Genomic DNA, 12,210 nt, shown 5'->3' with positions numbered 1-12,210 from the left:
GGTTCACTCTTTGTGAGTGAGTTTTTCTGCTGTCACTTCGTCAGCGTCTTTCTTAGTAGCGTCGTCATCATTCATGGCTTTTTTGAAGCCTTTGATGGCTGCGCCCAGATCGCCGCCCAGCGTACGCAACTTCTTGGTTCCAAACAGCAGAACAACCAGCGCGGCCACGACCAGCAGTTTGGTAATACTAATTTCACCCATAGATACCTTCTTTCGTAAAACAGGCTGTATAAAACGCCATTATAACCTGACTTCATTAACGGTCATCTGACGCGCGCACACAATAGCAATCTGTAACGAGATGAATCAAGCATTGTTTAAAAAAACATCACAGGAGCTGCGGCGGTGCAAAGCGTCGGTTCTGCAACACGGGAAGTTTCTCTCGTGTTTGCGTCACGCGATCTGCCGTGACCTCAGCATAAATCAGTTGTGGTGCTTCAGCTGCCGCAGCAATGGTTACGCCTTGCGGATCGATAACCCGGCTCTGTCCGATATTCTTGTTGCCACACTCACCCGCAGCCACCATATAACAGGTGGTATCCAGCGCACGAGCAGACAGTAATGTCGCCCAGTGCTGCTCTTTTAGTGGCCCTCGTACCCATGCGGCAGGCAGAACCAGCAGTTGTGCGCCTACAAGCGCCAGTGCCAGCGCCAGTTCCGGAAACCGCAAATCATAACAAGTCATCAACCCGACCAGCATTCCGCCAACCTCAATCAGCGGTGGCAGAGTACTGCCTGCATCCACCCGTGCCGACTCCTGCATATTAAATGCATCATAGAGATGGAGCTTTGCGTACTGTGCAACGATCTCCCCCCGGCATAACACCACCAGCGTATTGACCGCCCGCCCTTCCGTGGAGGGCACATGCACCGTCAGCACGGTGGTCATGCTGTTCCGGCGGCTCTCTTCAAGAAGCAGGCGTAGAAAGCCGCCATCCAGCCTCTGCGCCGATTTTACCGAAAGATGGGGGTCGGCATCATCCCGGGCCAGTAACGCCTCTGGCAGCACCAGCAGCGACGCCTGCTGCTGTGCTGCTTGCGCCATCAGCTCGACACAAGTTAATGCATTAGTTTTCCAGTCCGGTGTAACGGCAAACTGCCCGGCTGCAACAATCATCGTTTCCCCTCCGCTGTGCCGTCATAGCCAGAAAGTGGCCGTGGCGCTAAACTCAACACTCTAACAAATCAAATAGCAGGATTTCACGGTGTTACAACTTCTTTTAGCGGTATTTATCGGTGGCGGTACAGGTAGCGTTGCGCGCTGGATGCTCAGCATGAAGCTAAACCCAGCGCATCAGATCATTCCCCTTGGCACATTAACCGCCAACCTGGTCGGCGCATTTATTATTGGCATGGGGCTGGCGTGGTTCAACCGAATGACACATATCGATCCGGTGTGGAAAGTGCTGCTTACCACCGGATTCTGTGGCGGGCTGACGACATTTTCCACCTTTTCGGCTGAAGTCGTGTTTTTGTTGCAGGAAGGTCGTGTCAGTTGGGCGTTGGTGAACGTAGTAGTTAACCTGCTGGGATCGTTTGCGATGACTGCGCTGGCTTTCTGGTTCTTTTCAGCCGTTAACGCAAACTGAAGGCAAAAAAAACCCGCTTTATCAGCGGGTTTTGGAACTCTTGCTTACGTAGCTGAATTAAACAGGCATTACGTTTGCAGCAGAAGGGCCTTTGGCACCGTTAGTGATTTCAAACTCAACGCGCTGACCTTCAGCCAGGGTTTTGAAACCATTGCTCTGGATTGCAGAGAAGTGCACGAACACGTCTTTGCTGCCATCTTCCGGAGTAATGAAACCGAATCCTTTGGATTCATTAAACCACTTAACGTTACCTTTAATCTTAGACATCAAAATTACCTTTACATGAAAAAACGACACAAATAGCTGTGTCGGGTATCAGTACATCAATTGTGGCGACCTTTGTCCAGTCGTTATTCGCTAAAAAGTGATAAATGTCGCTAAGTTTTGTTCTTTGACGCTTTATTCCGCATTTTTTGTACTGCTTAAGAACTGCACAGAGCATCATCCGCTGGCAAAAATCAGAACTGAAAGCGCATCCACGCGAAGTAAACGTTTCCGTTATTGTAAGTCCCTGGGATGTAGGTCATCTGGAACGTTGCCGGACCATAGCCAATTGAAGCCAGCGGTAACAACACCGGAATCGGAATGTAATGCCAGTTATCGCGTGCCGTCACGCCAGCAGTGTAACCGAGTCCGAGACGGAAATTATCATCCGCCAGGGGTCGCCAGGTTCTCTCCCAGCCATAGCCGCCAATCGGTTCCCATTTGTTAAACGAATCTTTAAAGGCCATCAGGTACAAGCCGTGCCAGTTGCCTTTCTCATCCCAGCGATCCTGACCAAATCCAGCGCCCCACGGACGTTCGTTATAACGGTCGGTTTTCACCTTGTCATAGGCAAAACGCGCATGCCAGGTAATAGCCGGAACATAGAGATCGTAATGCTCTGGCGCTTGCCAGGTTTGCTTTACGTTGTCGGTAAAATCGGAGAACCAGGACTGCTGAGCTGCGTGCGTCAGGGAAACCACCGAAAACTGACAAAATATAGCGAAAAGTATGAAAAATTTATTTTTTACAGACACCGTATGTATTCCATTTTACGTATTGACGTATAGTCTGTAACAGAATATCTGAATAAACTCTTAACGAAATCAGATTAATTCTGAAAATATAACGAAAACTCCTTATTACGCTAATGATTTCCAGGTTAAATACAATATGTTACGCCGCAACAATATTGCGGCGTACATGTTCTCAGCGTTGACGGTGTAACAAGTAATAAACTGCCGGAATGACCAGCATCGACAGTAATGGCGCAGTGACCATGCCGCCGATCATCGGCGCAGCGATGCGGCTCATGACCTCGGATCCGCTGCCACTGCCCCACATGATGGGCAACAATCCCGCCATAATGGTCGCGACAGTCATCACCTTCGGCCGCACGCGCAACACGGCCCCCTCATGGATTGCCCGCAGCAGCATCTTATTTCCTCCCTGTGGATCGCATTGACGATATTTATCCAGCGCGTGGTTAAGATAGAGCACCATAATAACGCCGAACTCCGCTGCAACACCGGCCAGCGCAATAAATCCAACGGCCCCGGCAACGGATAAGTTATATCCCAGCAGCCACAATAACCAGACGCCGCCAATCAATGAGAAGGGTAATGTCCCCATTATTAACAGGGCATCAGTGACGCGTTTAAAGGTAATAAACAGCAAGACAAAGATAATCATTAACGTTACCGGCAAGACGATCTTCAGCTTCGCCGTCGCACGCTCCAGATATTCAAACTGTCCGGACCACGACAGCGTCACCCCTTGCGGCAACTTGACCTGTTGCGCCACTCGCTGCTGCATCTCTTCAACGGCAGATTTTAAATCCCGTCCGCGTAGATCGACGTAGATCCAGTTGGAGAGACGCGCATTTTCGCTTTTCAGCATCGGTGGCCCTTCCGTCACCACGATATCGGCCAGCTCACCAAGTGCAATCTGGCTGCCATTTTCGGTTATTACGGGTAATGTGCGTAGATCATCGACGTTATCGCGTATTTCGCGCGGATAACGCACATTAATCGGGAAGCGCTCACGACCTTGCAACACTTCGCCGATGTTTTCCCCACCCACCAGCGTGGAAACCAGTGATTGCAGCTCTTTCACCGACACGCCATAACGTGCGGCCTGTGCCCGGTTGATATTGATATCGACATAGCGCCCGCCCGCCAGCCGTTCCGCCAGTGCTGAAGTCACACCCGGCACGGTTTTCACCACCTGTTCGATTTGCTGTGCCACGCGCTCAATATCGGCGATATTATTACCGTTCACCTTTATACCAACCGGGCTTTTAATACCGGTCGCCAGCATATCCAGGCGGTTACGGATCGGCGGTACCCAGACATTCGCAATCCCCGGAACACTCACGGTTTTATCCAGCTCATCAACCAGTTTCTCCGGCGTCATTCCAGGTCGCCACTGGTCGCGCGGTTTAAAGCGGATGGTCGTTTCCACCATGGTGAGCGGCGCAGGGTCCGTTGCTGTTTCAGCCCTTCCCGCTTTGCCAAACACGCTTTCCACTTCCGGCACACTTTTGATCAGGCGATCGGTTTGCTGCAACAAACGGCTGGCTTCACGGGCGGAAATCCCCGGCAGCGTCGAGGGCATATACAATAAATCGCCTTCATCGAGCGGCGGCATAAACTCGCTGCCCAGACGACTTAACGGCCACAGCGTCGCCACCAGCAACAGCAGCGCAATTCCCAGCGTCGCTTTCGGCCATGCCAGCACTTTATCCAGCAGCGGTTCGTACAGACGGATCAGAAAGCGGTTAATCGGGTTTGCTTTTTCATCGGGAATTTTGCCGCGAATAAACCACCCCATCAGCACCGGGACAAGCGTGATCCCGAGCCCTGCCGAGACTGCCATCGCCCAGCTTTTGGTAAATGCCAGCGGGGAAAACATGCGCCCTTCCTGCGCTTCAAGCGAAAACACCGGAATAAATGACAGTGTGATGATCAACAGGCTGCAAAACAGCGCAGGCCCAACTTCTACCGCCGCCCGCTCTGAACAGCGCCAGTAATCAGCACTCGTCGGTTGGCGATCGGGGTTATCATGTCGCCACTGCTCCATCACCTTATGCATGTTCTCGATCATCACAATCGCGGCATCCACCATGGCGCCAATGGCGATGGCAATCCCGCCAAGCGACATAATGTTGGCGTTGATGCCCTGGTAGTGCATGACAATAAACGCGCCAAGAATCCCCAGCGGCAACGAGACGATGGCCACCAGCGCAGAGCGGAAATGGAACAAGAACAGCGTGCAAACCAGTGCAACAACGATAAATTCTTCAATCAGCTTATGGGTGAGCGTCTCAACCGCATGCTCAATCAGCGTTGAACGGTCATAAACCGGCACGATCTCCACGCCAGCGGGCAGCGTTTTCTGTATTTCACCCAATTTGGCTTTAACGGCGTGGATAGTATCCAGCGCATTTTTGCCGTAACGCATGACGATAATACCGCCAGCCACTTCCCCTTCGCCGTTGTACTCCGCCACGCCGCGCCGCAGTTCCGGCCCCAGCCGCACCGTCGCAACATCTGAAAGCATCACCGGCACGCCCTCACGGCTGGCGATCACTATCTGACGAAAATCCGACAACTGCCGCAAGTAGCCGGTTGTACGCACCATAAACTCGGCTTCGCCCATCTCCAGCAGCGCGCCGCCGCTCTCCTGGTTCGCCGACTGCACCGCATTGACAATCTGTTCATGGGTAATATTCAGCGCCCGCATCCGCGCCGGATCCGGCACTATCTGATACTGACGTACCATCCCGCCAACGCTGGCAACTTCCGCCACGTTCGGCACCGTTTTCAGCTCGAACTTCAGCGTCCAGTCCTGTAACGCGCGCAGATCCGCCAGATTGTGCTTACCGCTGCGATCGACCAGCGCGTACTCATAAATCCAGCCAACGCCGGTAGCATCCGGCCCCAGCCCAACGGTAACCCCGGCAGGCAGCGAGGATTGGATCTGGCTTAGATTCTCCAGCACCCGCGATCGCGCCCAGTAAAGATCGGTATCGTCTTCAAATAAAACATACACATAGGAATCACCAAACATCGAATAGCCGCGCACCGTTTTCGCACCCGGCACGGAAAGCATGGCCGTGGTGAGCGGATAGGTAACCTGGTCTTCAATAATTTGCGGCGCTTTGCCCGGATAGCTGGCGCGAATAATCACCTGCACATCTGACAAATCCGGTAGCGCATCGAGCGGTGCGCGCTGAACCGCCCAGATCCCCCAGCCGGTCAGCACCAGCGCTGCCAGCAGGATCAATAAGCGATTGCGCAGCGAGGCACGAATAACGGCGGCAATCATTTCATCTCCTCCTGCATCGGCATCAGGTGAGTAATGACTGCGCCCTCTTCATCATCCAGCACAAAGCTGAACATCACCGTATCGCCCGGCTTAATATTCGGATCAGGTTGTTTGAGCACGAAATCCATCGTCATCGCTCCCCAGTTCAGTGCCGGAATGGGTTGATGCGACAGGGTAATACTGCCCGCTTCGATGGCTTTCACCACGCCGGTTCCCTCGTAGGTCTCGACTTTTTTCGCCGCTGGCTGTTGCTGTGCCTGCTGTTCCGGCAATGCACTGCGCAAACTGGCTTCCGAATCAATCAGGAACTGGCCGGAAGTGACCACGCGGTCACCTTCCTTGACCCCGGACAGCACTTCAGTCCAGCCTTGCGCCGTACTCCCGGTCGTCACGTTTGCCGCCTGGAAGTGACCATCACCCGTGGCCAGCAGCACACGGCTGGCAGCCCCCGTTGCAATCAGCGCCTCTTCCGGGATCGCCAGCACTGCGGGTTGCCGTGCAGATTCCGGCTGCGTTACGGTGAGAAACATACCGGGTTTGAGTTTTTGCTGCGGATTATCGAGCACAATGCGCGCTTTCAGCGTACGGGTGGCAGCCTCCAGTTGCGGCAGCAATTCACTGACGCGTCCATGAAACTGCTCGCCCGGCCAGCTTGCGGAAGTGGCTATCACTTCGCTACCAGCATTGAGCGCCTGCGCCTGGCTTTGCGGATAATCGACCACCAGCCACACCGGATCGAGACTGGCGAGCTCAAACAGAGTTTGCGTGGCGGCCACTTGTGCACCTTCACGGGAATCCAGCTTGACCACGTAACCGTCACGATCGGCACGCAGAGTCAGCCGGGTTTGCGGTTTCCCACTGCGCTCGACAGCGCGAATAATCGCTTCCGGCATAAACTGCAACGCCAGACGTTCGCGGGCAGCGCGCGTCAGTTCGCCATCGCCCAGTTGGCGTACCGCCAGATACTCCTGCTGCGAAGTCGTCCACTGCGGGATCCACAACTGCGCCAGCGCTTCGCCCTTTTTCACCCACTGTTGCGGGGCACGGACAAACAGTTTTTCCACCACGCCCGCCGCCGGAGAAGGCACGCTCTGGATGCTGCGCTCATCGGTGGTTACGGTGGCGAACGCAGAGAAGGCACTGCCGAGAACGCGTTTTTCCACTTTTGCCGTGGTCATGCCAAGATTCTGCTGCTGCTGCGCGCTGACGCTCACACCGCCACCGGCCGGGGCTTCATCGGCATAACGCGGTTTGAGCGGCATATCCATAAACGGTGATTTTCCGGGTTTGTCAAAACGCTGATCCGGTACCATTGGGTCGTACCAGTAGAGCACTTTGCGTTCCTGCGTTTGCTCGCCGGATGAGGCAGGCGCGGTATGTTGCCGCCCGATAAAATAGCCTGCGCCCGCTGCGACACATGCGGCGATCGCGACAGCCAAGAGGGTCTTCTTCATCACATCAACTCCTGCGGAATCAACCAACGGATCGCGGCCCATTTCTGCGCCATTTCTTTCTCGGCCTGATTAACGGCCAGCTCGCTGTCGAGGACGTTACGGCGCGCTTCCAGCAGCGCCGACAAATCCGACTGCCCGGAACGATACTGGGCTGCCAGCAAGGTGGCGCGCTGACGCACCATCGGCAGCACCTCATCGCGCTGGCGCATCCACAGCGTTTGCGCGGCGTTATACTCGGCAATCAGGGAATGCAGTTGCGCCATATGATCCCGTTCGGCCAGCGCCAGTTGATCGTTGGCCTGCATGGTGCGCGAAACGTCTGCGGCGTGATCTTTATCCTGACGATGGGACTGGAACAGCGGCAGATCGACGGTGAACATCACTCCGGCCATATCCTCGTAACCTTCGGCGCGACGTCCGTACCACACTTCAACTTCCACATCCGGAATGGCGGCAATTGCTGACTCCGCCGAGCGCGCTTTCGCACTGTTGGCGGAGCTGGCGGCAGCGACAATGTCAGGATGCTGAGCAATGCCCTGCTCCAGCGTTTTTTCATCGGCAGGCAAGCGTTGATAACGCGGAAGATCGCCAGAAACGGCAGTCACCGTCTCGCCGGTAAGCTGCATCAGGCGGGTTTGCGCCAGTTGCACATCACGTTCGGCAAGGGTGACTTTGTCGCGCATCGCGCTTAAGCCCACGCGAAATGCCAGCACGCTGTCCGGCGCGGCATTCCCTGCGCCGACGCTGGCGCGCTGTGCGCCCTGCTGACGTTCAGTTTCTGCCAACAGCTTGCGCGCGGTTTGCAGCGCCTGTTCTGACAACGCCAAATCGAGCCACGCCTGCGCGGTATCACGCTGTAAATTAGCGCGCACCACGGCGGATTTGGCACTGACGCTCTGCGCTTCGGCCAGCAGGGTTTCGGCTTTGCGGTCGCGTTTTTCTGCGCTGACGTACTGCTGCATGATGCCGATCCGCTGCATAGTCATTCCCTCACGGGTTAAGCGGCGGTCATTGTTGCCCTGCACCGGCACGTTTTCGGTACCAAATTTCAGTTTTGGATCCGGCAACTGGCGGGCGGAATCCGCCATCGCATCCAGTGCCTGCGCTTCATTACGGTTGGCGGAAAGTTCGGCGGAGTAGCGTTCCGCGGCGGCCAGGGATTGCGTCAGCGTCAATGGCTCCGCCTGCACGGCGGAGCACATCAGTCCGAGCAATACCCCACCGAGCCGCAGGCTCAGTGAGTATCGTTTCATTGTCGCTCCCGGTTATTTTTGTGGCGTCAATGAAACGAGCTGGTAACCGCTTTCACTCTGAACAAAGGTGAAACTCACCTTGTCGCCCACTTTTACCGCAGGCAACGCGCTGCCCTGCGCCAGTGCAAATTGCATGGTCATTGGCGGCCAGTTCAGCGCTGGAATAGCAGCGTGAGCGATGGAAACAGAATCGGCGGTGAGTTTTTTGATGGTGCCCTGGCTCTGGTATTCCTGAGCCTGAGCCTGCATTGCCGCATGTTGCGACATATCGTGCATGCCGTGCATCGCATGCATATCTTCCGCCTGAACAGCGGAAACGGAGAACAACAGCACGCCAGACAGCATGCACAGTGCATAAGAACGCATAATAAGACTCCTGTTAATCATAAATTAAATAAAATTCAATGAATTAACAGTTATCTACTCCCTGAACCGGCAAAAACGGATCGTTGCCGGCGGGCCTGCGGCGGGCGGAGTTAATGACCATCCCTCATCAACGACGGGGGAACAAACCGGCGTCACTTCAGCCAGCGCCAGTGAAACCGGCAGCGCCACCAGAGGCGGGTGACCGCTATCCTTCTGCGCGGCATCCGGCACGCAGTGCTTTTCGCACAGCGGGGATTTCATCATGTCCATACGCGGTGTCGTATCCGGCATCATCATATGGCTTATGTGCTGGGTTACTGCTCGCGACTCGTCAACCTGCAAGTCGCAGTGATGAGAAGCAATCGCCACCTGACTCTGGATTAATAGCCAGCCGAACGCCATCAGCAGCATCAACAGATGCCGCTTTATAAAGCGAATTCGGTATAGCCATTCAGCGTGCATAAAACACCAGGTCCGTGGGAAAGTAACGGCGAGTATAAGCAGCACTATTTTTATTTTTAAAGATATTTTTAGCAAATTTACGTCTGGTGCTGCATTGAAACCTAAATAACCAAAATAATTAACCAGTTTTTATCATTTGAAATACAAAATTACCGTAATGCATTCGCTCAATTTATCAACCAGTCGTTATTTATTTTGTAGATTGATAGCAAATCCCCGCGATATTTCCCTCAACATTATGCTTCATTGATTTTAATCATCTAAGAACCGCACGTTATTCGGCACATTGCGTTGCTGATTTTTTTACTTACTTATCTTTCAGGTCAACCTCCGGGACCAATAACATGATTTTAACATTGATCGAACTGCTGATCGGCGTGGTGGTGATTGTCGGCGTTGCGCGCTATATCATCAAAGGCTATTCCGCCACCGGCGTGCTGTTTGTCGGCGGTCTGGCGTTATTAATTGTCAGTGCGCTGATGGGGCACAAAATATTGCCTGGTAGCGCCACCAGTACTGGCTACAGCGCCACGGATATTGTCGAATACATAAAAATCCTGCTGATGAGCCGCGGCGGCGATCTCGGCATGATGATCATGATGCTGTGCGGCTTTGCCGCCTATATGACGCACATTGGCGCGAACGATATGGTGGTCAAGCTGGCTTCGCGCCCGCTGCGTTTTATCAACTCGCCTTATTTGCTGATGATTGCCGCGTACTTCGTTGCCTGCCTGATGTCATTGGCGGTGTCGTCCGCCACGGGCCTCGGCGTGCTGCTGATGGCAACGCTGTTCCCGGTGATGGTCAACGTTGGTATCAGTCGCGGCGCGGCAGCGGCGATTTGCGCCTCTCCAGCGGCAATTATTCTCTCGCCCACCTCCGGCGATGTGGTGCTGGCCGCGAAAGCCGCCGACATGCCGCTTATCGATTTCGCCTTCAAAACCACGCTGCCAATCTCAATTGCGGCGATTATCGCCATGGCAATCGCGCACTACTTCTGGCAGCGCTTCCTCGATAAAAAAGAGCACATTGTCAGCGAAATGCTGGATGTGAAAGACATCACCACCACGGCGCCGACGTTTTACGCCATTCTGCCGTTTACGCCAATTATTGGCGTGCTGATTTTCGACGGCAAATGGGGCCCGGAGCTGCACATCATCACCATTCTGGTGATCTGCATGTTGCTGGCGGCAGCGCTGGAATTTTTACGCAGCTTTAATACACAAAAAGTCTTTTCCGGGCTGGAAGTCGCGTATCGCGGTATGGCCGACGCCTTCGCGGGCGTGGTGATGCTGCTGGTCGCCGCCGGGGTTTTCGCCCAGGGCTTGAGCACCATCGGCTTTATCCAGAGTCTAATCTCCATCGCCACCTCTTTCGGTTCGGCAAGCATTATTCTGATGCTGGTACTGGTGATCCTCACCATGCTGGCAGCAATGACCACCGGTTCCGGTAATGCGCCGTTTTACGCCTTTGTCGAGATGATCCCGAAACTGGCCCATGAATCCGGCATCAACCCGGCGTATCTGTCGATCCCAATGTTGCAGGCATCCAACCTCGGTCGCACCATCTCTCCGGTTTCCGGCGTGGTAGTTGCGGTGGCCGGGATGGCGAATATTTCGCCGTTTGAAGTGGTAAAACGCACGTCAGTTCCGGTGATGGTTGGCCTGATTGTGGTGATTATTGCTACTGAATTTCTGGTTCCGGGGGTTGCGGTTCATTAATCAACAATAAACACCGCTTATGAAAAAGCGCCTGCCCGGCGCTTTTTTTATGCTTTAATAACTCATAGTAATTACCCGGACTCACCCATCAGGAAATGAAATGATTAAAAAGGGACTCTCCATCGGCCTGTGCGTTGCCGCCATTCAGCTCTCTTCTGCGCACGCCGCACCGCTACAGCCCAAACAATATGGTGATTTCGATCGCTATGTGCTGGCACTATCGTGGCAGACCGGATTTTGCCAGAGCCTGCATGACAGCGGGCGTAGCGAACCCGATGAATGCCGTCTGCAAAAAGAGCCCGCCAATAAAGCAGATTACCTGACGGTACATGGTCTGTGGCCAGGTTTGCCGAAATCCATCGCCGTGCGCGGCGTAGACGATCGTCGCTGGATGCGTTACGGCTGCGCCACCCGCCCGGTTCCCAATATGCCGGAAGCCAGATCCAGCCAGAAATGCGCCGCAGCGGAAACCGGTTTATCGCTGGAAGTGGCAAATAAACTGAATGCCGTCATGCCCGGCGCTGGCAGTAATACCTGCCTTGAGCGCTATGAATATGCCAAACACGGCGTCTGTTTCGGATTCGATCCGGATGACTATTTCGGTGCGATGGTGCGCCTGAATACCGAAATCAAAGCCAGTCCGCTCGGCGTTTTCCTCGCAGAAAATTACGGAAAAACCGTGACCCGCGATGCATTCAACGCGGCCGTCGCCAAAGCCTACGGCGAACAAAGCGTGAAAGCGGTGAAGCTGACCTGTAGCGGCAACCCGGCGTGGCTGACGGAGATGCAAATTGCCATCAAAGCCGATGCCATCAATGCCCCGCTGGTTAGCGGTTCCCTTTTGCCGCAACCGCATCCCGGTAATTGCGGGAACAGTTTTGTGATTGATAAAGCGGGTTACTGAGCCAGCGATCGGAACATTCATAATTCCGGCAAATGTGCGCCGCATCACTTCACACCAGGCCGCGCTCTCAGTATTATCCGTTGTAGACAAACCCTCGCTGCCCGTCGGCGAGGGTTTTTCTTTGGATCAATCAAACGACATGGAGTAACT

Annotated in this window: 12 protein-coding genes; 3 read left to right on the top strand and 9 right to left on the bottom strand. The window is 54.3% G+C overall.

The genetic code is table 11. The features are described 5' to 3' along the window. Positions 1–3: 3 nt before the first annotated feature. Together tatE and C0557_RS06645 are read right to left on the bottom strand one after the other, a co-directional pair. Complete coding sequence (gene tatE / locus C0557_RS06650; protein WP_043954308.1) at positions 4–201, bottom strand: twin-arginine translocase subunit TatE; 198 nt, start codon at positions 199–201, stop codon at positions 4–6. Positions 202–328: 127 nt separating this feature from the next. Then, positions 329–1,117, bottom strand: a complete 789-nt coding sequence (locus tag C0557_RS06645; protein ID WP_208657932.1) for a deaminated glutathione amidase — start codon at positions 1,115–1,117, stop codon at positions 329–331. 88 nt (positions 1,118–1,205) lie between these two features. Here C0557_RS06645 and crcB point away from each other — a divergent pair, with 88 nt between their 5' ends. Then, positions 1,206–1,589: a fluoride efflux transporter CrcB gene (crcB, locus tag C0557_RS06640; RefSeq protein WP_208657931.1), complete on the top strand. Its 384-nt coding sequence runs from the start codon at positions 1,206–1,208 to the stop codon at positions 1,587–1,589. Between the two features lie 57 nt (positions 1,590–1,646). Here the strand turns inward: crcB and cspE are convergent, their stop codons facing one another. The 7 genes from cspE to C0557_RS06605 all read right to left on the bottom strand — a co-directional run bounded on the left by cspE (position 1,647) and on the right by C0557_RS06605 (position 9,435). Further along, complete coding sequence (gene cspE / locus C0557_RS06635; protein ID WP_007373839.1) at positions 1,647–1,856, bottom strand: transcription antiterminator/RNA stability regulator CspE; 210 nt, start codon at positions 1,854–1,856, stop codon at positions 1,647–1,649. Positions 1,857–2,047: 191 nt separating this feature from the next. Further along, positions 2,048–2,572, bottom strand: a complete 525-nt coding sequence (pagP, locus tag C0557_RS06630) for a lipid IV(A) palmitoyltransferase PagP (protein ID WP_253073827.1) — start codon at positions 2,570–2,572, stop codon at positions 2,048–2,050. A 208-nt stretch (positions 2,573–2,780) separates the two neighbouring features. After that, positions 2,781–5,900, bottom strand: coding sequence for an efflux RND transporter permease subunit (locus C0557_RS06625; RefSeq protein ID WP_208657929.1), 3,120 nt, complete (start codon positions 5,898–5,900; stop codon positions 2,781–2,783). Next, positions 5,897–7,354, bottom strand: coding sequence for an efflux RND transporter periplasmic adaptor subunit (locus C0557_RS06620; RefSeq protein ID WP_208657928.1), 1,458 nt, complete (start codon positions 7,352–7,354; stop codon positions 5,897–5,899). The genes C0557_RS06625 and C0557_RS06620 overlap by 4 nt, the downstream gene beginning before the upstream one ends. Beyond that, positions 7,354–8,607, bottom strand: a complete 1,254-nt coding sequence (locus C0557_RS06615) for a TolC family protein (RefSeq protein WP_208657927.1) — start codon at positions 8,605–8,607, stop codon at positions 7,354–7,356. Before C0557_RS06615 ends, C0557_RS06620 begins: the two co-directional genes overlap by 1 nt. A gap of 12 nt (positions 8,608–8,619) precedes the next feature. Continuing rightward, on the bottom strand, positions 8,620–8,973 hold the full coding sequence (locus C0557_RS06610; protein WP_253073791.1) for a copper-binding protein: 354 nt from the start codon (positions 8,971–8,973) through the stop codon (positions 8,620–8,622). Between the two features lie 54 nt (positions 8,974–9,027). Then, positions 9,028–9,435 carry a DUF2946 domain-containing protein gene (locus C0557_RS06605; RefSeq protein WP_208657926.1) on the bottom strand — a complete coding sequence of 136 codons (408 nt, stop codon included), beginning with the start codon at positions 9,433–9,435 and terminating at the stop codon, positions 9,028–9,030. A gap of 347 nt (positions 9,436–9,782) precedes the next feature. Between C0557_RS06605 and dcuC the strand changes: the two genes are divergently transcribed. Together dcuC and rna are read left to right on the top strand one after the other, a co-directional pair. Continuing rightward, entirely contained in the window at positions 9,783–11,156 is a 1,374-nt protein-coding gene (dcuC, locus tag C0557_RS06600; protein ID WP_208662823.1) for an anaerobic C4-dicarboxylate transporter DcuC, read from the top strand. 100 nt (positions 11,157–11,256) lie between these two features. Further along, the gene (gene rna, locus C0557_RS06595) at positions 11,257–12,060 is read left to right on the top strand and encodes a ribonuclease I (protein ID WP_208657925.1); all 804 of its coding nucleotides are present in this window, start codon (positions 11,257–11,259) and stop codon (positions 12,058–12,060) included. Positions 12,061–12,210: the final 150 nt, after the last annotated feature.

Origin of the sequence: Kosakonia sp. MUSA4 (genome assembly GCF_013085925.1) — a bacterium.
GTDB classification, from domain to species: domain Bacteria; phylum Pseudomonadota; class Gammaproteobacteria; order Enterobacterales; family Enterobacteriaceae; genus Kosakonia; species Kosakonia sacchari_B.
This window is presented reverse-complemented; position numbering and strand designations above follow the sequence as displayed.

Bases quoted from the DNA above. Each gene is read 5' to 3' on its own strand.
- tatE (WP_043954308.1), bottom strand. From the start codon at position 201: ATGGGTGAAATTAGTATTACCAAACTGCTGGTCGTGGCCGCGCTGGTT.
- C0557_RS06645 (WP_208657932.1), bottom strand. From the start codon at position 1,117: ATGATTGTTGCAGCCGGGCAGTTTGCCGTTACACCGGACTGGAAAACT.
- cspE (WP_007373839.1), bottom strand. From the start codon at position 1,856: ATGTCTAAGATTAAAGGTAACGTTAAGTGGTTTAATGAATCCAAAGGA.
- C0557_RS06625 (WP_208657929.1), bottom strand. From the start codon at position 5,900: ATGATTGCCGCCGTTATTCGTGCCTCGCTGCGCAATCGCTTATTGATC.
- C0557_RS06620 (WP_208657928.1), bottom strand. From the start codon at position 7,354: ATGAAGAAGACCCTCTTGGCTGTCGCGATCGCCGCATGTGTCGCAGCG.
- C0557_RS06615 (WP_208657927.1), bottom strand. From the start codon at position 8,607: ATGAAACGATACTCACTGAGCCTGCGGCTCGGTGGGGTATTGCTCGGA.
- C0557_RS06610 (WP_253073791.1), bottom strand. From the start codon at position 8,973: ATGCGTTCTTATGCACTGTGCATGCTGTCTGGCGTGCTGTTGTTCTCC.
- C0557_RS06605 (WP_208657926.1), bottom strand. From the start codon at position 9,435: ATGCACGCTGAATGGCTATACCGAATTCGCTTTATAAAGCGGCATCTG.
- rna (WP_208657925.1), top strand. From the start codon at position 11,257: ATGATTAAAAAGGGACTCTCCATCGGCCTGTGCGTTGCCGCCATTCAG.